This is a genomic window from Janthinobacterium tructae (assembly GCF_006517255.1).
GTDB classification, from domain to species: domain Bacteria; phylum Pseudomonadota; class Gammaproteobacteria; order Burkholderiales; family Burkholderiaceae_D; genus Janthinobacterium; species Janthinobacterium tructae.
In genome coordinates this window covers 2,593,819-2,614,908 of sequence record NZ_CP041185.1, presented here as the reverse complement: position 1 = coordinate 2,614,908, position 21,090 = coordinate 2,593,819, and the positions used below count along the sequence as shown (strand labels likewise).

The window sequence follows — 21,090 nt, the reverse complement described above, 5'->3', positions numbered from 1 at the left end:
ATAAAGGAAGTGCATGCCGCAAACCCACGCCCTGATCGAGGCCTTGAAACGCCTGTTGAAAGCGCGCGCCGTCACCTATGCCGAGCTGGCCCAGCGCATCGGCGTGTCCGAAGCCAGTGTCAAGCGGATGTTTTCGCAAAAGCAATTTACCCTGCAGCGACTGGACCAGATCCTGGTCGCCATCGGCAGCGATTTCCAGCAGCTGGCGCTGGCCGTGCAGACGGCGCAGGCTACGCCCACCCTGATCACCGGGCTGACGTATGCCCAGGAAAAGGAAATCATCGATGACACCCGGCTGTTCGTGGTGGCCGTGTCCGCCTTGAACCTGTTGCCACTGGAGCAGATCGTCGCCATCTATGACATCAGCGAGGCGCAAGCCGTCAAATATTTGCTGCGCCTCGACAAGATCGGTTTCCTGGAACTGCTGCCGAATAACCGGGTCAAACTGCTGGTGGCGCGCACGTTTGCGTGGATACCGAATGGCCCGATTCATACCTATTTCAAAAAGGAAGCGTATGGCGATTATCTCAATTCGCAATTTGACGGTGAAACAGAATTGCTGCGCCTGGTGAACGTGATGCTGTCGAAAAAATCCACGGCGGCCTTGCTGGAGCGTTTGAAGCAAGTGGCGGTGGAGTTTTCGCAGCAGCACCAGGAAGACGCACGCCTGCCTGGTGAGGAGCGCCTGGCCATCAGCTTCATGCTGGCCGCACGGCCGTGGATGCCGCAGACGTTCAAGGCGCTGCTGCGGCAGTAGCGGTGGCGATGTCGCGGCCAGGCTAATGCTCGTGTTTGTCGGTACTGCCTTGTTCCTCTTTCATCTGCGACAGCAAGCGCCAGGCAAAAAAGCCCAGCACGGCTACGCCCAGCAGCAGTGCGGCCCACAGCGCGGTCAGGCGCAATGGCGCCCCGTCCTTTGTGACGGGGGTTGGCGCCGCCACGCCCCCGTTGGGTTTGAGCGGACCGGCGCTGGCAGTCTTGAGCGCCAGCAGCTCGTCCGCCCTGAAGCCGGGTGCCACCTGCGCCAGCGGCTGCGCAACGGCGGCGGCGTTGCTGTTGCCGAATGCCAGCTGGTAGGGCGGCTTGCCGCTGGCCAGGAAGACGACGGTGGCGGGTGTCCAGCCCAGGCGCAAGGCGGGTGCATTGTTGGCGGAGAGCGGCTGTTCCGTGGATGTCTGCAGCACCCATTCGTTTGTTTGCGTCACGGGCATGGCCAGGTCGCCCGAGATCCTCTCTTTGCCATCGAGGCCGATGCGGTAAAACGTGGTGCTCAGCAGGGGATCGAAATACGCGCCTTGCGCGGGACGGGCCTGCTGGCGCAGGTGCAGCCGGTGCCGGGGAACATAGTTGTTCTGGCGATACACGCCCAGGGTCACAGGCAGTACCGTATTGGTCTGTGTCAATTGCAGGGCGATGCTGTCGGCGGGAATGGCGAGAGGGGTGGCATAGCGCCATTCATTCGCCGGCTTGCCGGGCGTGCCTTGCAGCACGACGGTGGCGCGCGGCGCGGCGATGTCCGTTTCGCTGACGGCTTGCGCCGTAATCGCCGCAAAGGCCAGCGCTTCCCCCGCTTGCCAGCTCAGGCGTGCGTAGCGAAAAGCGCGCGGCGCAAAGGCGATGCTGTCGTTGGCCAGGGTCTGCGTGTCGCTGTTGCTGAGCCAATTCAGGGTGGTGGTGCCGATGGCATCCCATTGCTTCAGGTCATCGCTCATTTCCAGCAGCACTTGCGCACTGTAATTGTCTGTGCGTGCCGGTGGCGTGAAGCGCAGGGCGGCGATGCGCTGGCCTTCCGTTTGCTTGCCCAGGTCGAGGATCAGCGCTTGCAGCGCCGCCGTGGCCGCTGCCGTGCCAGCGCGCGTGCTGACCGACAGCAGCCGGCCATCGTCGGCCGTGCGGATGTCGATGCCTTGCAAGCCGTCGCCAGTTGCCGGCGCGCCCGTCACGGGGAAAATGCGGGCGGGAATGTTCGTGCGCTGCGTGGCCGATTGCGCGGGCGGCGCGCCGATGGCATAGGCCAGGCGCTTGCCGTCGGCGTCGAACAGGCGCAGGTCGGCCAGGCTGGCCGAGCTGGCGTGCAGGTAGACTTCCCTGGGCAATGTTAGCTGCACGATGCCGGCGCCGGCCGGCGACTGGATGGGCATGTTCCAGGCATAGTCCTGTGGCCGGTCCTGGCCAGGCGCGGCCAGCGCGGCACCTGCCAGCAGCAGGCTGCAGCAGATCAATGAGGCTTTCATGCGGCTCCTTGTTGCGGTTCGGCCGGCGCTGGCGCGGCAGCCTTGGGGAAGGGCGCCAGGTAGCCGATCAAGACCATCAGCAAGCCGACACCGACAAAGGACACGATGCGTTCGATGCCGCCCACGTTCGACAGGTCGATCAGGAACAGTTTCAGCACGACCAGCCCCAGCAGCACGGCGCCCATGCTCCATTGCTGGCGCCGCTGCTGGCGGGCCGCGTGGCGCATCAGCAGCAGAGCCGTGACGCTCCACACCAGCGACAACATGGCTTGCACGAACTGCGAGGCCAGCATGGCGTCAAAGGTGTACGGCACACCCAGATAGTGCGAGACCGTGCGCAGCAGCATCAGGTTGAACCAGCCATACACGCAGCAGGCGGCCACGGCCGGCAAGCGCGCTTGCCACAGGGCGGCCAGCGGGATCTGGCCGGCCGGGAATAGACGGTAGCTGGCGATGGCCAGCAGGATGGCAAAGCCCGTGCTCAGGTCCAGCGGATTGAGCAGTGGCAAATAGGGCAGCGGTGCCATGGCGCCGTCGTCGACAATATTCCACACGGCGATCAGCAGCAGCGACCACAGAGCGCCCAGCGGTATCAGGGTGCGCTGGTACCACGCGGTAATCGGCGCCACCGGCCAGGCGCCCGCGCGGCAGCGGCGGATCAGCCAGGCCAGTGCCAGCATCATGGCCCAGGCTGGCAAGTAGCGGGCCCAGGCGGGGCTGACGCGCTCTTCATGCTGTGCTAGCCAGGCGTTGACATGCATGGCGCCCACGGGCCACAGCATCAGCCAGGGCGCAGCCGTGCGCAGCGTATGCAAGAAACGCAGCGCCCGCACGTCGAGTTGCCAGCCCGCTTGCGGCCAGGCCAGCAGCAGGTATTCGCCGGCCGCCAGCGCGCCAGCCAGGGCCAGCCAGCTCAAGCCCGTCGGCAGGTAATCGCGCAGGTACAGCGCCAGCAGCATGTTGGCGCTCCACACAAGCAGACCCAGCCAGGCAGCCACGCTGAACCAGCGCAGTTGTGGCCAGTCGAGTCGCCGCGCCAGGATGGCGAACACGGGCGTCGTGACGCACACGGCAATCAGGTACAGCGCCAGCCAGTGCTCGCCCGCATGCGGCTGCATGGCGAGGTCGCCGTCGGTCAGGCGCAGCAGCCAGCTGGTGAAGGGCACGAGGATGGCGGCAAACCACAGCAAGCCGCTCCAGACCAGCAGGGGCCGTGCGACCAGGGCCAGCAGTTCGTCGCCGTCGCGCGCGCGCAGCGCCAGGAAACGGGCGCTGGCAAAGGCGGCGGCGCCCAGCAGCATGGCGCTGAGGAAGGAACCGTCGAACAGCTTGGCCGGGTGCTGGTCCCAGGCCCAGCTGGCGCGGCTCAGCATGACCATGCCGGCCAGTACCTGTACGGCCAGCAGCAGGGCGCGCGGCGCATGCCATTGTTCGCGCCGCGCCAGCACCGCCAGCAGGGCGGCCACGCCCAGGGCGCTGACGATGAGCAGGTTCAGTTGCGTGGTGGCATCCGTGCGCAGCAGGATTTCGCTCCACAGGCCGCCTAGCAGCCAGGCCGTGGCGGCCGTCAGGAAGAGCACGGACAGGCTGCTCATGAATTCCGGATACAGGTGGCTGCCATGGCGGCGGAAATTGTAGGCCATCACCAGCGCGGCGGCGGCCAGCAGGGCGCAGCCGAGCCAGATGTTGGCGTGCAGGGCCCCTGCCGTATCGAGTTCCTGCATGGCGACGAGGAAGGCGATCCAGGCTGCCGCCTGCACCAGCAGGCCGAAGGCCCAGGCCAGGGTCTGGCGCTGGCGCAGGCCGACCCAGACGATGCCCGCGCCTTCCAGCGCCCAGGCGGCCGACGTCCAGCGGCCGTCGAGGGCGAACGGGATGGCCAGCGTGCCGAAGACGATGCCCAGCGCCAGGAAGGCTTCGGCCAGCAGGCGGAAACCAACGCGGCGCCAAAGCGCCACGGCCAGTCCCGTGTAGGTCAAGCCGGCAAGCAGCGCGGAAAACGCCAGGCCAAATTCAAAGTGCCGCACCAGTCCGTATTGCAGGCCCATGGCCGCCAGCGGCGTGCCGAACACGAGGGTGCCATCCACGTAATGCTTGAGGCGCGGCGCCTGGCGCGCGCAATAGGCGATCGCGATGCCGATATAGAACAGCACGAAGAGGATCAAAAACAGCTGCGTCGACAGGTAGTGCTCGGGCGTGTAGCGCAGCAGGCCCCAGGTGGTGGCGACGACAAAGGTGAAGCCAAAGCTCAGCACATTCAGCACGCGCCAGGCGCGTTTCAGGGCGATGGCGAAGACGCCCGCGTTGAGCAGCGCGTAATAGCTGAACAGGCCGATATGGTTGCCGCTGCCCGTCGACACGAGCAAGGGCACGGCAAAACCGCCGACGATGCCGAAGACGGCCAGCCAGACGGCGTTTTGCAGCACGGCCAGCAGGCACGTGAACGCCGTCAGCACGAACAGCACGGCAAACGCCAGGCCCGCCGGGATCAGTTCATACAGGCGGAAGGCGCCAAACGTCACCAGCATCAATATCGCCAGCGCCGTGCCCTGCAGCGGCAAGCTGATGCCAGGGCGTTGGAGCCGGATGCGCCAGGCCCAGGCCAGCAGCGCGATGTCGGCCAGCGCGATGCCGGCCAGGCGCAGCTCGATGGGCAGCGTGACCTGCGCCGACACATACTTGAGCAGGAAGCTGACGCCGAGGAAGAGGATCAGCAAGCCCAGCTTGGCAACCAGGTTGCCGGTAAATAACCAATTCTTCGCCTTGGCAACGAGACCATCCGGGTGGGCGATCCAGGAGGGGGTGTTGGGGGTGGCAGGGGCGGGTTGGGCCGGAATCGACGCGATGGGCGGGGCAGGCTTGGGTGGCAGGGGCGCGGCCGGCGCGACCTTTGCCAGCTCGACCGGCTCGATCAGGGCCGCCTTCGACACCGGCACCGGCGCCGGTGCAGGCACGGAAACAGGCACCGGTACCGGCACCGGTGCAGCACTTTTCACGGCGGGTGCGGCAACTGGTGCTTCGGCCTGGCCTTCCAGCGCGCGCAGGCGCGCCTGCACACTGTCGACGTCCTTGCGCAGGCGCGCCGTCAGCAACTCCAGATCGGCGACTTTCCTGCGGTACTGCAGCACCTGTACGAAGGCGGTGATCAGCAAGCCAAATATGATCAGCGATATCAATCCAAACATGGGGGCAGCTTTCGTGGATGGTCAGGGCGAAGGCGCCCGATGTATGCGCACATTACCTTATTATCAAGAAACAGGCGATTTTTGTTGTGCCGGGGAAAGTAGTAAAGTGCGGGGCCAGCATGGCGCAGTGCGGCGCTTTCCGTATTGACTCCAAGCAAGATGACGACATTCAGATTGTCGTGCGCAAGATAGTGCTGTATTTTAGCAATTCCTTAATTGCCAGTTCCCCATGCCATGAGTCAAAGCAGCCAGTTTTCCTTATTGTCGCAGCGCCGTTTCGGGCCCTTCTTCTGGACCCAGTTCTTTGGCGCCTTCAACGACAATCTGTTCAAGACGGCGCTGATGGTGATCCTCGCCTATGACGCGCTGAGCTGGACCACGCTAGCCCCGTCCACCATCACCAACCTGATCCCCGGCCTGTTCATCCTGCCGTATGTCGTGTTTTCGGCCACGGCGGGCCAGCTGGCCGACAAGTTTGAAAAGGCGGGCCTGGCGCGTTTCGTCAAATGGATGGAGCTGGCCATCATGGCCGTGGCAGCCGCTGGCTGGATGACGCACACCCTGTGGCTGCTGGTGGCGGCCGTGGTGGGCATGGGCGTGCATTCGACCCTGTTCGGCCCCGTCAAGTATGCGTATCTGCCGCAGCAGCTGAAACCCGAGGAATTGGTCGGCGGCAATGGCCTGATCGAGATGGGCACCTTTGTCGGCATTTTATTGGGCGAAATCCTCGGCGCCGTCTTGATCGTGCACAAGCCGCTGGGTGTGGAGCTGGTGGCCGGCGCGACGATTGCCGTGGCTGTGTTCGGGCTGATCGCCAGCTACCGCGTGCCGCGCACGCCCGCGCCCGAGCCGGACTTGAAGGTGAGCCTGAACTTTGTCGCCGAATCGTTCCGCAACCTGAATTTTTCACGCAAGAACCGTCCCGTCTTCCTGGCCATGCTGGGCAACTCCTGGTTCTGGTTTTACGGCGCCCTGATTCTGGCGCAGTTCCCCGTGTACTCGAAGGATTTCCTGCATGGCGACCACAGCGTCTTCGTGCTGCTGCTGACGGTGTTTTCCGTCGGCATCGGCACCGGGTCCTTGCTGTGCGAACGCTTGTCTGGCCACAAGATCGAGATCGGCCTGGTGCCGTTCGGCTCCATCGGCCTGTCGCTGTTCGGCATCGACCTGTATTTCGCCAGCAATGCCTATGCGAATACGCAAGTGGTCGACGCGCTGGCTTTCGTGGGCCAGGCGGGCGTGCCGCGCATTTTGCTCGACATCGTCATGATCGGCGTGTTTGGCGGCTTCTTCATCGTGCCCCTGTTCGCCCTGATCCAGACGCGCTGCGACCCGAAGCACATTTCACGCACGATCGCGGGCATGAATATCTTGAATGCCCTGTTCATGGTGGCGGCGGCCGGCGTGGCCATCGTGCTGCTGGGCCAAGGGTTTACGATCCCGCAGCTGTTCCTCATCACGGCCATCCTGAACGCGCTGGTGGCGGCCTACATCTTCTCGCTGGTGCCGGAATTCCTCATGCGCTTCCTGGCGTGGATGCTCATCCAGACCGTGCACCGCGTCAAAGTCGTCGATGGCGAGCGCATCCCCACGGAAGGGGCGGCGGTGCTGGTGTGCAATCACGTCAGCTATGTGGACGCCATCGTCATCATGGCGGCCAGCCCGCGCCCGATCCGCTTCGTCATGGACCACCGCATCTTCAAGATGCCGCTGATGGGCTGGATCTTCCGCACGGCCAAGGCGATTCCCATCGCGCCGGCCAAGGAAGATCCTTTCCTGATGGAAAAGGCCTTCATCGACATTGCGCAAGCGCTGCACCAGGGGGAACTGGTGTGCATCTTCCCTGAAGGCAAGCTGACGCGCACGGGCCAGATCAGCGAATTCAAGGGCGGCATCGCCAAGATCGTCGAACGCAGCAAGGTGCCCGTGATTCCGCTGGCGCTGCGCGGCTTGTGGGGCCATCTGTTGAGCCACCGCAATGGCCATTTGTTCGAGCGTGCCTTCAAGGCAGGCTTGCGCTCGCGTCTGTCGCTGGCCGTGGGCATGCCCGTGGCGCCCGAGGCCGCCACGCCGGAATTGCTGCAGCAAAAGGTGCAGGAATTGCGCGGCAAGTGGAAATAAACGTCATTCCTCTCGCGTAGCGGCTCCCGCGCGCTGCGCCAGGTGCGCATGCAGCAGGGCGGCGATGGCGGCGAAATCCACCGGCTTCGTCAGGTGATGGTCGAAGCCGGCCTGCTCCGTCCGTGCGCGCGCTTCGTCCTGGCCCCAGCCCGTCAGGGCGATCAGCAGCACGTCGCGCCCTTGCGCGCGCTGGCGGATCTGGCGCGCCGCTGCGTAACCATCCATGTCCGGCATGCCCAGATCCATCACGACCAGTTGCGGCCAGGCCATGTCGACCGCTGCCAGCGCCTGCGCGCCGCCATACGCGACCTTGGCGGCATAGCCCTCCAGCTGGAACAGGCTTTGCAAGGTATCGGCCGCGTCGCGGTTGTCGTCCACCACCAGCACTTGCAGCGGCTGGTGCGCGTCGGCGGGCGTGTCGCTGCCGGTGGCGGCCGGGGTGTCGCCTGCGCTGGCCGGCAAGGTGACGATGAAGCGGCTGCCGCGCCCAGGGCCGTCGCTGCAGGCGTCGATGCCGCCACCGTGCAGCTCGGCAAATTGGCGCGCCAGGCTCAGGCCAATGCCCAGGCCGCTGGTCATTTCGCCCGCCACCGTGCGTCCCTGTTCGAACATGGAAAAGATGCGCGCGATGGCATCCGGCTCGATACCGATGCCATTGTCTTCGATGACCACCTGCAACTGGCCCTGCGTCTGGCGTGCCGTGATGTGGATGTGGCCGCCATCCGGCGTGAACTTCACGGCATTCGACACGATGTTGGCAAAGATTTGCACCACCCTGGCGTAGTCGGCGTGCAAGGTCACGGCATGCGGCGGCAGATCGCGGGTGATGCGGATGTGCCGGCGGCTGGCCGCAGGCTGGCACAGTTCGCTCACATGGTCGAGCACTTGCTGTAGCTCAAAATCCTTGCGCTGCAGCAACACCTTGCCGCGGGTGATGCGCGCCACGTCGAGCAAGTCATCCACCAGCCGCGTCAGGTGCGTCACCTGGCGCTCGATCACGTCGCTCACCTTGCCGACCTGCTCGGATGCAGGGAACAGGTGCTTGAGCAGGGCCACGGAGGACTTGATGGGCGCCAGCGGGTTGCGCAGTTCATGTCCTAGGCTGGCAAGGAATTCATCTTTGCGCCGCTGCGTCTCGCGCACCTGGTACTGGCGCTGGCGCGCGCGCAGCATGGCGTGCGCCGACGTGATCAGGGTCAGTACGTGCACGGGGCGTTCCAGCAGGGTCAGATTGCCCAGGGTGGCAATGGCTTGCCGCAAGGGCAGGGAATCGAGCCCCGCGTGCGTCAGCAGGATGATGGGCAAGTCGGACCAGTCCGGCTGCTGCCTGGCATAGGCGTCGAGCACGCAATACACGCCCGCATGCAGCGCTTCGTCCACCGTCAGCACGCCACCGGCGCCCAGCGCCAGCTGCTCGGCCAGTTCGCCGGGCGAGCGGCAGGCATGGCTGGCGATGGCGCTGCCCGCCAATACGGTGCCGGCCAGGGCGGCATCCTGGCCGGCAGGCGCGTAGATCAGGATGCGCAGCTCCATGGCGATTCCTAGGGCAAGGGCGTGCCGCCGATGGTGGGCAAGCCCGACAGGATGCCGTGAAAGCCGGCCAGGGCCGGGCCGATGCGGATGCCCTGCGCGCTGATTTCGAAGCGGCGGATGCTGCGTTCGTGCGCGCTGCCGCGTTTTTTGAAGACGGAAATGGCTTGCCGCACCTCGCCTTCCGTTTCGTAATAGCGCAGCATGATGACGCCGTCGGCCAGGTAGCTGGCGTCGGCCGATGTGGTCATCGCGGTGCCCAGCATGTTTTGCTGCACGCCGACCAGCAGGGTGGACACGCCGCGCTGGCCCAGATAATTGAGCAGTTCATGCAGGTAGGTGCTCTGGAAGCGTTCGTCGGGCACCGCATGCATGTAGCCGTTCAGGCTATCGATGACGATCACGCGGGCGCCCTGTTCCGCCGCGTCGACCACGGCCTGGGCAAATTCTCCCGGTGTCAGCTCGGCCGGATCGATCTGCTGTGCGCTCAGCAAGCCTGTATCGAGCGCCGCCTGCAGGTGCATGCCCACGTTGTCGGCCCGGTTCAGCAGCTTGCTGCGCGCTTCTTCGAACAGGAACATGGCGCACGGTTCGCCGCGGGCCGTGGCCGCGTGCACGAATTGCGCCGCCAGGGTGGACTTGCCGCTGCCGGCGGGGCCGGAAATGAGGGTGCTCATGCCTTCTTCCAGGCCGCCGCCTGTCATGGCGTCGAGTTCGGGCACGCCGCTCGACAGGCGCCGATGGTCGCCATCGCGCCGCGTGTCGGCCGCCACCAGGCGCGGATAGACGACCAGGCCGGCACGGGCGATCTTGTAGTCGTGCGTGCCGCTGCGAAACGGTACACCCCGGTATTTCACCACCCGCACGCGGCGCCGGTCATTGCCATACGCCTGATTTTGCAGCTCCAGCGAAATGACGCAATGGGCCACGCTACGCACCTGCAAGCCGTCGTCGAGCGCGGAACGGTCGTCGATCAGCAGGGTAGTGCAGTGCCGGCTGGCCAGGTAGCGCTTCAACGCCAGCACCTGGCGCCGGTAGCGCAGGGGGTTTTCCGCCAGTAGCTGCAGTTCGGACAGCGAATCGAGCACCAGGCGCGCCGGCCGGTGCTTGTCGATGGCGGCCAGGATGCGCTGGTTGGTCGAGGCCAGCTCGATTTCGGACGGATGGAAGATGGTGTACTGGCGCTCGGGGTCGAGCATGTCGTCGCTGGGTGCCACCTCTTCGATGGCGATGCCGGCCAGGTCCCAGCCGTGCGACAGCGCCGCGCCGCGCAGCTCGATCTCGGACTCGGCCAGGGCGAGATACAGCACGGGTAAGCCATTGCGCGCCCCTTCGGCCAGAAATTGCAGCGCCAGGGTGGTCTTGCCTGTGCCGGGCACGCCTTCGACCAGGTACAGGCGCTCGGCCAGCAAGCCGCCCGTGAGTACGGTGTCGAGGCCGGGAACACCCGTCGACAGCAGCGGCGGCGCGTCCAGGCCGCTCGCGCCCCCGTGTTGCACCGTTCCTTGCGCTCCTTGCACCTGCCCTTGCGCCTGTGCTGTCATCATCGCGCCCCCGCTTCACCACGCCGTGGACAGGATAGTAGCGCGTCTGCCTCCGCATGTCTTTTCGATACCATTAGTAAATATTCATGGCGGTGGCGTGGCCGTGCAGGGAAGTGTTGCGCACATGATCGACGCTTCAGCAAAAAACGGATTACCCTGCTACAGTATTCACTCAATCCACCTTTTCCGCCGTGCCGTTTTGGCCACCGCCCGCCAGATTCCTGTTCGACTTTGCTGGTGTGCCGCCGCTGTTGCTGTCCTCATTTTATTGCCTCATTGATAATTAAATCCGTTTGATAGTTGCTATGTTTCAATTGTAACGATGCTTGACGATTTTAGAATGATCGTTCATTCTTTGATCTGCGTTAATAAATTTAGTCATTTCTAACGACACTAGCCAGCTTCTTTTTCAGAAAGTCCAAGATGCAACCAACCTTTTCATTGACGTCGCCGCGTACGAGCGGCGCTATTGCCGTTCTGTGCGCCACTGTAATCATGGCCGGCTGCAGTAAAAAACAGGAAGCACCTCACGCGCAGCAAGCGCCACAGGTGGTCGTGTTTACTGTTAATCCGGCCGCGTTGCCGATGAGCGCCGAACTGCCCGGCCGTACGAATGCCTACCAGGTCGCCGATGTGCGCCCGCAAGTCGGTGGTTTGATCCAGAAGCGCCTGTTTGTCGAGGGTAGCGATGTGAAAGCCGGCACGGCCCTGTACCAGATCGATTCCGCCACCTACCAGGCGGCGTACAACTCGGCCAAGGCCGCCTTGTCGAAAGCCAAGGCCAACCTGCTGACGGCCGGTCCGAAAGCCTCGCGCTACAAGGAACTGGTTGCCATCGAAGGCGTGAGCCGCCAGGAATACGATGATGCCATCGCTGCGTTCGAGCAAGCCAAGGCAGACGTCGAGTCCGCCACCGCGGCGCTGGAATCGGCCAACATCAACCTGCGCTACAGCACCGTGACGGCACCGATCAGCGGCCGCACCAGCCGCTCGTCCGTGACGGCCGGCGCGCTGGTCACGGCAGGCCAGGCCGAAGCCCTGACCACGGTGCAGCAACTCGACCCGATGTATGTCGACGTGACCCAGTCGAGCACCGACCTGCTGCGCCTGAAACGCCAGATGGCCGACGGCTCGCTGAAAAAAGTGGGCGAAGGCCAGGCCAAGGTCGACCTGATCCTGCCGGACGGCAGCAAGTACAGCGAACCGGGCAAGCTGCAGTTCGCCGGCGTGACGGTCGATCCGACCACCGGCAACGTGATCTTGCGCGCGCTGTTCCCGAACCCGAAAGGCGAATTGCTGCCAGGCATGTACGTGCGTGCGCAGCTGGAAACGGGCGTGGATGAAAAAGCCATTACCGTGCCGCAAGTGGGCGTGACGCGCAACCAGAAGGGTCAGGCAACCGCCTTGATCCTGAACAAGGAAAACAAGGTCGAGCAGCGCGTGCTGACCACCAGCGGCACCGTCGGCACCAACTGGCTGGTGACGTCCGGCCTGGCCGCAGGCGACCGCGTGATCGTGGAAGGCTTGCAAAAAGTCAAGCCAGGCGCGCCAGCCGTTGCCGTGCCGGCCAAGGCCGAAGCTGCTCCTGCCGCCGCCGCTTCTGCCGCCGCATCGGCTTCCAGCGCCCACTAATTCAGGAGAATATTAATGGCCCGTTTTTTCATTGACCGCCCGATTTTTGCCTGGGTGGTCGCGATCGTCATCATGCTTGCCGGCGTGATTTCGATCCTCAGCCTGCCGATCGCGCAGTACCCGAGCATCGCTCCGCCGTCGATTTCGATCAGCGGCTCCTACCCTGGCGCCTCCGCCAAGACCGTGGAAGATGCTGTCACCCAGGTCATCGAACAAAAGATGAAGGGTATCGACGGCTTGCGCTACATGGCCTCGTCGAGCGATGCCACTGGCGGCATCAGCATCACGCTGACGTTTAGCAGCGGCACCAATCCCGACATCGCCCAGGTGCAGGTACAGAACAAGCTGCAGCTGGCCACGCCACTGCTGCCGACGGCTGTCACGCAGCAAGGCCTGGTCGTGTCGAAAGCGACGAAGAACTTCCTGATGGTGTTCGGCTTCATTTCCGAAAACGGCAAGATGGACCAGACCGACTTGAGCGACTATGTGGCCGCCAACGTCGTCGATCCGCTCAGCCGTGTTGCCGGTGTGGGCGATGTGACACTGTTCGGTTCGCAGTACGCCATGCGTATCTGGCTCGACCCGGCCAAGCTGCAAAGCTTCAACCTGACCCCGGCGGACGTGATCACGGCCGTGCAGGCGCAAAATGCCGAAGTGTCGGCCGGTGAACTGGGCGGCACGCCGTCCGTCAAGGGCCAGCAGCTGAACGCGACCGTGTCGGCGCAAAGCCGCTTGCAAACGGTGGAGCAGTTCGGCGCCATCTTGCTGAAAACCACGACCAACGGTGCCATGGTGTATCTGAAGGACGTGGCCAGCATGGAACTGGGCCGTGAGAACTACAACACCGTGGCCCGCTACAACGGCCATGCGGCCACCGGCGTGGCGATCAAGCTGGCAACGGGCGCGAATGCGCTCGATACGGCCAATGCGGCGAAAGCCATGCTGGGCAACCTGAGCAAGCAATTCCCTGAAGGCATGAGCTACCAGGTGGCGTTCGATACCACTCCATTCGTGAAACTGTCGATCGAAGAAGTGGTCAAGACGCTGGTCGAAGCGGTCATCCTGGTCTTCCTGGTGATGTACCTGTTCCTGCAAAACTTCCGCGCCACGCTGATCCCGACCATGGCCGTGCCGGTCGTGCTGCTCGGTACCTTCGGTATCCTGAACGCGTTCGGCTATTCGATCAACACCTTGACCATGTTCGCCATGGTGCTGGCCATCGGTCTGCTGGTTGATGATGCCATCGTGGTGGTGGAAAACGTCGAGCGCGTGATGAGCGAAGAGGGCTTGTCGCCGCTGGAAGCGACGCGCAAGTCCATGACGCAGATCACGGGCGCGCTGGTCGGTATCGCCATGGTGCTGTCGGCCGTGTTCGTGCCGATGGCCTTCTTTGGCGGCTCGACGGGCGTGATTTACCGCCAGTTCTCGATCACGATTGTCTCGTCGATGGTGTTGTCGGTCGTCGTCGCGCTGGTGTTTACGCCAGCCTTGTGCGCCACCCTGCTCAAGCCGGTCGAGAAGGGCCATCACGCCAGCAACAAGGGTTTCTTCGGCTGGTTCAACCGCAGCTTCGACAGCAGCAGCAACAAGTACCAGAGCCTGGTTGGCAGCATGATCCGTCACCGCGGCCGTTCGATGCTGTTGTATGTCATCTTGCTGGCCGGCCTGGTATTCGTCTTCATGCGCCTGCCGACCTCCTTCCTGCCGGAAGAAGACCAGGGCATCCTGTTTACGCAGATTCAATTGCCGACGGGCGCCACGCAAGAGCGCACCCTGAAAGTGATCGAACAGGTCGAAGACCACTTCATGAACAGCGAGAAAGACAACGTCGCATCCGTGTTTGCCGTCGCCGGTTTCAGCTTCGGCGGTAACGGCCAGAACACGGGTATCGCCTTCGTGCGCCTGAAGGACTGGTCGCTGCGCAAGGACGTGGCGCAAAAAGCGCCGGCCGTGGCCGGTCGCGCCATGGGCAAGTTGTTGCAGATCAAGGATGCGATGGTGTTTACGTTCGCCCCGCCTGCCGTGCTGGAACTGGGTAACGCCACCGGTTTCGACATGCAGCTGCAAGATATCGGCGGTGTCGGGCATGACGCCCTGATGGCGGCGCGTAACCAGTTGCTGGGTATGGCGTCGCAGAATCCGGCCATGGTGGGCGTGCGCCCGAACGGCCAGGAAGATACGCCGCAGTACAAGATCGACATCGACCAGCAGAAAGCCACTGCGCTGGGCTTGCAGCTCTCGGAAATCAACCGCGTGCTGAGCGTCGGCTGGGGTAGTTCGTATGTCAACGACTTCCTCGATCGTGGTCGCGTGAAGAAAGTCTTTATGCAAGGCAGTGCCGAATCGCGCATGCTGCCGGAAGACTTGAACAAGTGGTTCGTGCGCAACACGGCTGGTCAGATGGTGCCGTTCTCGGCCTTTGCCACCGGCAAGTGGATTTATGCATCGCCACGCCTGGAACGCTACAACGGCTTGCCGTCGGTAGAGATCCTGGGTACGCCGGCACCGGGCCAGAGCACGGGCGCGGCCATGAATGCGATGGAAGAGATGGTCGCCAAGTTGCCGCCTGGCATAGGCTTCAGCTGGACCGGCGTCTCGCTGGAAGAGCGCGAATCCGGTTCGCAGACGCCGCAGCTGTATGCGCTGTCCCTGCTGATCGTGTTCCTCTGCCTGGCTGCGCTGTATGAAAGCTGGTCGATTCCATTCTCCGTGCTGCTGGTGGTACCGCTGGGCGTGATCGGCGCCGTGCTCGGTACGTGGATGTTCGGCCTGTCGAACGACGTGTACTTCCAGGTGGGCTTGCTCACGGTGGTGGGCCTGTCGGCGAAGAACGCGATTCTGATCGTCGAGTTTGCCAAGGAAATGCAGGAATCGGGCATGTCGCTGCTGGACGCGACCTTGCATGCGGTGCGTCTGCGTCTGCGTCCGATTCTGATGACCTCGATTGCCTTCGGCCTGGGCGTGTTGCCACTGGCTATCTCCAGCGGCGCCGGTTCCGGCAGCCAGAACGCCATCGGTATCGGCGTGCTGGGCGGCATGTTGACGGCCACCTTCCTCGGTATCTTCTTCGTGCCGGTGTTCTTCGTGCTGGTGCGCGGCTTCTTCTCGAAGCCGGACGCGCCAGCCACGCCGGCGACGCCTGGCTCGCCAGCCGTCACGCTTTCTAAGGATGCGCATTAATATGAAAAAAACGCTACTCTCCATGGCGGCACTGGCCTTGCTGGCCGGTTGCAGCCTGGCTCCCACGTATGAGCGTCCGGCAGCGCCGGCGCCCACGGCGTGGCCGACCGGTCCTTCCTACAAGGCCGACACGGCCGCCGCCGACGCCAAGCCGGTGGCGGACGTCGCCTGGCGCGAGTTCTTTGCCGATGCGCGCCTGCGCCAGGTACTGGAACTGGCGCTGGCCAACAACCGCGACCTGCGCGTCTCGATCCTCAACATCGAGAAGGCGCGCGCCACGTATGGCATCGAACGCGCCGCGCTGATCCCGACCCTGTCGGCGTCGGGCGGTCAGTCGGCCAGCCGCGTGCCGAAGAACGCCAGCGCCAACGGCGAAGCGTCCATCAATCGCCAGTACACGGCGAACCTGGGCGTCTCGGCCTACGAGCTGGACTTCTTCGGCCGCGTGCGCAGCCTGTCCGACAGCGCGCTGGAACAATACCTGGGCACGGAAGAAGCACGCCGTGCACAGCAGATCAGCCTGGTGGCCGAAGTGGCCAGCACTTATCTGAACCTGGTGGCCGACCAGCAGCGCCTGCGCGTGGCGCAAGACACCTTAAAGAGCCAGCAGTCGTCGTATGACCTGGCCGTGCGCCGCTTCAGTGCCGGCGCTACTTCCGGCCTGGACAAGTACGATGCCCAGACCAGCGTCGAGTCGGCCCGTTCCGACGTGGCTGTCTTCACGAGCCAGGTGGCGCTGGATCAAAACGCGCTGGTCCTGCTGGTGGGCGGCCCCGTGCCGGCCGATCTGCTGCCGCCAGCCGAGTTCGGCACCGTGACGGCGCTGACGGACATCCCGTCCGGCGTGCCGTCGGACGTGCTGCAACGCCGTCCCGACGTGCTGGCGGCCGAGCGCACCCTGCGCGCGGCCAACGCCAACATCGGCGCGGCGCGCGCGGCATTCTTCCCGCGCATTTCGCTGACGGCCACGGCCGGTTCGCTGAGCGACAACCTGTCCGGCCTGTTCAAGGCGGGCAGCGGCACGTGGAGTTTTATTCCGCAGATCAGTTTGCCGATCTTCGATGGCGGCGTGAACCGCGCCAACCTCGATATCGCCAAGGTGCAGCGTGAAATCTCCGTGGCGCAATACGAAAAGGCGATCCAGGTCGCCTTCCGTGAAGTGTCCGATGCGCTGGCCCAGCGCGGCACCATCGACGAGCGCCTGCAATCGCAGGTCTCGCTGGTCGAGGCGTCGACGAAGAGCTACACCATCCACGACGCGCGCTACAAGCAGGGCGCCGAGTCCTACCTGAACGCCCTGGTGGCCCAGCGCGCGCTGTACACGGCGCAGCAAAGCCTGATCACGGCGCGCCTGGCCAAATCGACCAACCTGGTGACCTTGTACAAGGTGCTGGGCGGCGGTTGGCAACCTGAGCAGACAGCCGTTGCGGCGGCTGGCAGCGTCCAATAATCACGGGGACGCCGACGCCGGCCTTGCCCTTGTCCGCAGGGGCAGGGCCGGCGCGCTACTGGAAAATCATGAACCAAGTTGAAAAGAAGCATCCGGATCCCGAGCGCGCCAACACGCGGCGCAAGCAGGTGCTCGATGCGGCCGAAAGCTGTTTCAGCCGCCGCGGCTTCCACGGCGCCAGCATGGCCGAGATCTCCAAGGCGGCCGGCATGAGCGCGGGCCACATCTATAACTATTTTGACAGCAAGGATGCGATCATCGCCGCCTTCGTCATGAAGAACATGGAGCGGGTCACCAACCTGATGCAGGACCTGGCGCAGCGCGAAGACCCGCTGCAAGCCGTGGTCGATAATGCTGGCGAGCATGTGCTGGAAAGCCTGGACCCAAAAACCTGGGTGATGCCGCTGGAAATTTTTGCCGAAGCGTCGCGCAATCCCGTTATTGCTGAAATGTTGCATTGCGCGGATGTGCGTTCGCGCAAGCTGTTTCTCTCCATCATCCGGGATGCGCGCATCAAGCGCGGCCTGCCGGCTGACGAAGAGATGCTGGAAGGGCGGCTCAATACCATGATCGCCATGTACCAGGGCTTGCCCGTGCGGGCGGTGCACAATCCGGACATGAAGGTCGAACCCTTGATCGCCGGTTTCCGCATCGTCCTGACAGCATTGCTGCTGGGCGAGTAGAACACTGTGCCCCCAGGCTGAAAAAAAACTTTGCGCAGTTCGCTATGAATCCTGCGCAAAGCATGGCAAAAACCTAAAAGCCTCTGCTATAATTCTCACCTCGTCGGGGCGTAGCGCAGCCTGGTAGCGTACATGCATGGGGTGCATGGGGTCGGAAGTTCGAATCTTCCCGTCCCGACCATAAGATTCAAGGAGTTACAGCGCAAGCTGTATAGAAACCCAGTACTGTATATTATACGTTTGTATAATATCGGTGCTGGGTTTTTCCGTTTACGTAACGTATGATTTTCGTTGCAGCATGCCGATGTCCGCTATCGGCTGCGGATTCAACCCACGCGGCATCTTTGCCTGACTGAGTTCACAGGTGATCCGTGTGATACGGAACTTCTTGGCGTTATCGAACGCGTTAAGGCGATGGCTGAAATGTAGTCAACGACGGCCTGAAGCGAATGTCCGCAGGCGAAAGCAGCCATCCAGCGCTGACAGAGGATGGCGGCTATTTGCAAAAGTCGGGCTTCACTCAAGCCAGGGTAAGGCCATCGGAATTTCGGAAACATCCGCAATTACTTGCTTGATGTAAATATCCGTGGTCTTGCCGGACGTATGCACCAGGCGCATTTGAATGTCGCTGCGGTTCTCGCCGCGCCGTGCCGCATCCGTGGCCGCCAGGGCCCGGATATCGCGCAATACCCCATCATCCTTCATGCCAATGTGCTCCTTTGCGCCCTCCCGCATTGAACCAAGGCCGGAGCGCCCGAGCGCTTCCACCAGACGATCCTGCCGGCGTTCCAGCAGCTTGATTCCGACGAAAAATCTATGATGTGCTGCTGGCAATAAACTCTGATCTGCGTTGGCTAAATGAAACATTTCCGGACGCACGTCTTCGTCAATGTGATCTGCCCCGTCAACCCAACATGCTTTTGCAAGCCCGGGGATTGATTGGCATTGTTGTAACGACACCGTCACATTTGAATGCCACCATGCACCTTTTCAGAATGGTGTGCCTACCTTGCCGATTCGCTCCGTCCTCCTGCCATGGCCCTTGCAGCACCGTTGCGGGCGCATGTACAGCGGCGCGTTGAGCTGTAGCGCGATGGCGCTCTTCTGGGTACTGGGTGGGCTTATCGGATCAGCGGCAGACGCCCGTGGCGCTTCTCCGGATCTGCCGCCTGCGGGCGTTGCACCTGTCAATCCCGTTACTGACGCGGCTACGCCTGCGCTTGCTTTCAATATCCCGGCGCAGCCGCTGAATGCGGCACTGAACCAGTATGCGGACACCACCGGACAACCGGCCTTGTTTCCCAGCGATCTCGTGCATGCCCGTACCTCCACGCCGGTACACGGCCTTTACTCGGCCGAAGGCGCATTGCGCATCCTGCTGCAAGGTACGGGGCTGATGGCGGACAAGCGCAGTTCTGGTCTGGGTCAGACATTCATTCTGAAAGAGGCCGGTGCGGCATCCGCTGTGCCGGCATCCGTATCGGCGCGCCATGGCTTGGCCGAGCTGTTCCGTGAGGACGGCTACGCCGGACTGGTCCAGATGCGTATCTGGCAAGCGCTGTGCTCGGATGCGCGTACCCGGCCGGGCAACTATACTTCCTTGCTGCAGTTTTACGTGGAGCCGGATGGCCGCATCGGCGCCGTCCGTCTTCTCGGCAGCAGCGGCGATGCCCGCCGCGATGCCGCGTTGCTGCACACGCTGCGCACGGTGCACATCGGCCGCCTGCCGCCAGCGGCAATCGCGCGGCAGCGCTTGACCATGCTGGTTGCACCGAATGTCCAGGATGTCGGGCCGCAGTGCGAGCGGCAACAGGGGGCGGGCTAGCCATGTCCGACGGCACGCAGCTCTTCTTGCTGAACTACCTGGGCAAGCACTACACATCCATCAAACAGCGCCTGACGCGAAAGCTGGGCAATGCGGAGGATGCCGGCGATGCGCTGCACGACACCTGGCTGCGGCTGAAGGGCAGCGAGGCCCACGGGCCGATCCAGAATCCGGGGGCCTACCTGTCGCGCATGGCGATCAACATTGCGGTGGATGTTCAGCGCCGGCACAGCCGCCTGCTGTCAGGCGATAATATCGATGCATTGCTGGAGGAAATGGTGGATCCGGCGCCCGGGCCGGCCCGGACCGCCGAGATACGCTCGGACCTCGATGGCTTGTTCCATCTGCTTGATCGGATGCCCGAGCGCCGTCGGGCCATCGCGCTGCTCGTGCATGCGGAAGGCTTGACGCAAAAAGAGGCCGCACAACGGCTGGGCGTGTCGCTGCGGACGGTCGAGTACGAATTGAAGCGCGTGCATGAACGCCTTGACGCGTATCTGGCGGCGGAGAATAAATAATGCGGGTTTTCCGGGACGCCATTCGTCATCCAGTATGAGAGAGCAAAAAATACATGTACGCAACACGCGGCAGCCTGCCGGTTTCCTGCTTTACGGCCGAGTCTGGCCGCTGGATATGACACGATGAAGACGCCGCCGCCCAAGAACAGCAGTCACGCCACTTCGCCCTCCGGGCTGGAAGTCCAGGCGTGGGACTGGTTGCGCCTGCTCACCTCGGGCGACGCGCGCGAAGTCGATGCACAGCAGTTCAGGCGCTGGGTCAAAGCGAGTCCATTGCATCAAGCCGCATACAACGACGTGAAGCGCCGCTGGGATGCGATTGAGGCACCGGCCCGCGAGCTGCTGCGCGTCAAGCCGGAAGCCGCGACGGCGGGCGCGTGCCGTCCTCGCCTGGCGCCGGGTGGACGGCGGGCCTTCCTCGGTGCTGCCATCAGTGCGGCGGCGGTCGCTGGCGTGGCCGTGCTTCATCCGCCGCTGGGCTTGTGGCCGGCGCCGGATGAGTGGAATGCGGATGACCGCACCGCCACCGGGGAGCGGCGCACGCTGGCGCTGTCCGCCGGTGTCGATGTCATGCTGAACACGCGAACCAGTGTTCGCCGCCAGACCGATGGCGGCAAATTGGTCGGCCTGGATCTGATCACGGGCGAGGCCGCCATCGATTTGACAGGCGGCAGGGCTTTTGCGGTGGTGGCCGGCGTTGGCCGCAGCCTGCTCGAATCCGGCCGGGTCGAAGTGCGTCATCTGAATGGCAAGGTCTGTGTCACCTGTATCGAAGGCAGTGTCCGCGTGCAACATCCTGCAGGCGCGCGTCAGCTCCATGCCCGTCAGCAAATGATTTACGGCGCCAGCTCGCTGGGCGACATCGCCAGGATCGACCCGAAAACAGTCTCGGCCTGGCGTCAAGGGATGCTGGTGTTTAACCAGGCCCCTCTGGCCGAGGTGCTCGACGAAATCAATCGTTACCGCTCCGGTCGCGTGGTGCTGATGAACGATGCCGTGCGCAACAAGCCGGTCAGCGGGCGCTTTTCCACGGCTTCGCTGGATCTGGCACTGTGGCAGTTGCAGGAATCGTTTCAGCTGCACGCCCGGCCGCTGCTGGCGGGCTTGCTGCTCTTGAGCTGAGGGCCTTTCTTCATCGCTTGGCATGGCGGCTCCGTGCGAGCTTGCGCAGGGTCTGTCGGTGCCTGC

14 protein-coding genes and 1 tRNA gene are annotated in these 21,090 nt (G+C 63.6%); 10 read left to right on the top strand and 5 right to left on the bottom strand.

Annotated features, from left to right (window positions below; genetic code table 11):
* Positions 1–13 precede the first annotated feature (13 nt).
* Positions 14–757: a helix-turn-helix domain-containing protein gene (locus tag FJQ89_RS11455; protein WP_243136520.1), complete on the top strand. Its 744-nt coding sequence runs from the start codon at positions 14–16 to the stop codon at positions 755–757.
* Between the two features lie 22 nt (positions 758–779).
* Here the strand turns inward: FJQ89_RS11455 and FJQ89_RS11450 are convergent, their stop codons facing one another.
* The gene (locus FJQ89_RS11450) at positions 780–2,234 is read right to left on the bottom strand and encodes a DUF3999 family protein (RefSeq protein ID WP_141170266.1); all 1,455 of its coding nucleotides are present in this window, start codon (positions 2,232–2,234) and stop codon (positions 780–782) included.
* Positions 2,231–5,419, bottom strand: a complete 3,189-nt coding sequence (locus FJQ89_RS11445; protein WP_141170265.1) for a DUF2339 domain-containing protein — start codon at positions 5,417–5,419, stop codon at positions 2,231–2,233. The genes FJQ89_RS11450 and FJQ89_RS11445 overlap by 4 nt, the downstream gene beginning before the upstream one ends.
* Before the next feature lie 234 nt (positions 5,420–5,653).
* Between FJQ89_RS11445 and FJQ89_RS11440 the strand changes: the two genes are divergently transcribed.
* Complete coding sequence (locus FJQ89_RS11440) at positions 5,654–7,540, top strand: MFS transporter (protein ID WP_141170264.1); 1,887 nt, start codon at positions 5,654–5,656, stop codon at positions 7,538–7,540.
* A gap of 3 nt (positions 7,541–7,543) precedes the next feature.
* Here the strand turns inward: FJQ89_RS11440 and FJQ89_RS11435 are convergent, their stop codons facing one another.
* Both FJQ89_RS11435 and FJQ89_RS11430 read right to left on the bottom strand, forming a co-directional pair.
* Positions 7,544–9,073 carry a hybrid sensor histidine kinase/response regulator gene (locus FJQ89_RS11435; protein ID WP_141170263.1) on the bottom strand — a complete coding sequence of 510 codons (1,530 nt, stop codon included), beginning with the start codon at positions 9,071–9,073 and terminating at the stop codon, positions 7,544–7,546.
* An 8-nt stretch (positions 9,074–9,081) separates the two neighbouring features.
* Positions 9,082–10,614 (bottom strand): ATPase domain-containing protein, encoded by a 1,533-nt coding sequence (locus FJQ89_RS11430; protein ID WP_141172755.1) that lies wholly within the window; start codon positions 10,612–10,614, stop codon positions 9,082–9,084.
* Between the two features lie 423 nt (positions 10,615–11,037).
* Here FJQ89_RS11430 and FJQ89_RS11425 point away from each other — a divergent pair, with 423 nt between their 5' ends.
* The 5 genes from FJQ89_RS11425 (at position 11,038) to FJQ89_RS11405 (ending at position 17,740) form a co-directional block, all read left to right on the top strand.
* Positions 11,038–12,246 carry an efflux RND transporter periplasmic adaptor subunit gene (locus tag FJQ89_RS11425; protein ID WP_141170262.1) on the top strand — a complete coding sequence of 403 codons (1,209 nt, stop codon included), beginning with the start codon at positions 11,038–11,040 and terminating at the stop codon, positions 12,244–12,246.
* 15 nt (positions 12,247–12,261) lie between these two features.
* The gene (locus FJQ89_RS11420; RefSeq protein ID WP_141170261.1) at positions 12,262–15,426 is read left to right on the top strand and encodes an efflux RND transporter permease subunit; all 3,165 of its coding nucleotides are present in this window, start codon (positions 12,262–12,264) and stop codon (positions 15,424–15,426) included.
* A 1-nt stretch (position 15,427) separates the two neighbouring features.
* The gene (gene adeC / locus FJQ89_RS11415) at positions 15,428–16,876 is read left to right on the top strand and encodes an AdeC/AdeK/OprM family multidrug efflux complex outer membrane factor (protein WP_141170260.1); all 1,449 of its coding nucleotides are present in this window, start codon (positions 15,428–15,430) and stop codon (positions 16,874–16,876) included.
* Positions 16,877–16,944: 68 nt separating this feature from the next.
* Positions 16,945–17,559 (top strand): TetR/AcrR family transcriptional regulator, encoded by a 615-nt coding sequence (locus FJQ89_RS11410; protein WP_141170259.1) that lies wholly within the window; start codon positions 16,945–16,947, stop codon positions 17,557–17,559.
* A gap of 104 nt (positions 17,560–17,663) precedes the next feature.
* A tRNA-Pro gene (locus tag FJQ89_RS11405) sits at positions 17,664–17,740 on the top strand.
* A 335-nt stretch (positions 17,741–18,075) separates the two neighbouring features.
* On the opposite strand, the gene FJQ89_RS11400 is transcribed toward FJQ89_RS11405, so the two are convergent.
* Complete coding sequence (locus tag FJQ89_RS11400) at positions 18,076–18,525, bottom strand: site-specific integrase (RefSeq protein WP_141170258.1); 450 nt, start codon at positions 18,523–18,525, stop codon at positions 18,076–18,078.
* Positions 18,526–18,652: 127 nt separating this feature from the next.
* On the opposite strand from FJQ89_RS11400, the gene FJQ89_RS11395 reads away from it, so the two are divergent.
* From FJQ89_RS11395 to FJQ89_RS11385, 3 genes are all read left to right on the top strand, one after another.
* Positions 18,653–19,384 carry a TonB C-terminal domain-containing protein gene (locus FJQ89_RS11395; RefSeq protein WP_168208441.1) on the top strand — a complete coding sequence of 244 codons (732 nt, stop codon included), beginning with the start codon at positions 18,653–18,655 and terminating at the stop codon, positions 19,382–19,384.
* 2 nt (positions 19,385–19,386) lie between these two features.
* On the top strand, positions 19,387–19,902 hold the full coding sequence (locus tag FJQ89_RS11390; RefSeq protein ID WP_141170256.1) for an RNA polymerase sigma factor: 516 nt from the start codon (positions 19,387–19,389) through the stop codon (positions 19,900–19,902).
* Between the two features lie 123 nt (positions 19,903–20,025).
* Positions 20,026–21,024, top strand: a complete 999-nt coding sequence (locus tag FJQ89_RS11385) for a FecR family protein (RefSeq protein ID WP_141170255.1) — start codon at positions 20,026–20,028, stop codon at positions 21,022–21,024.
* Positions 21,025–21,090 lie beyond the last annotated feature (66 nt).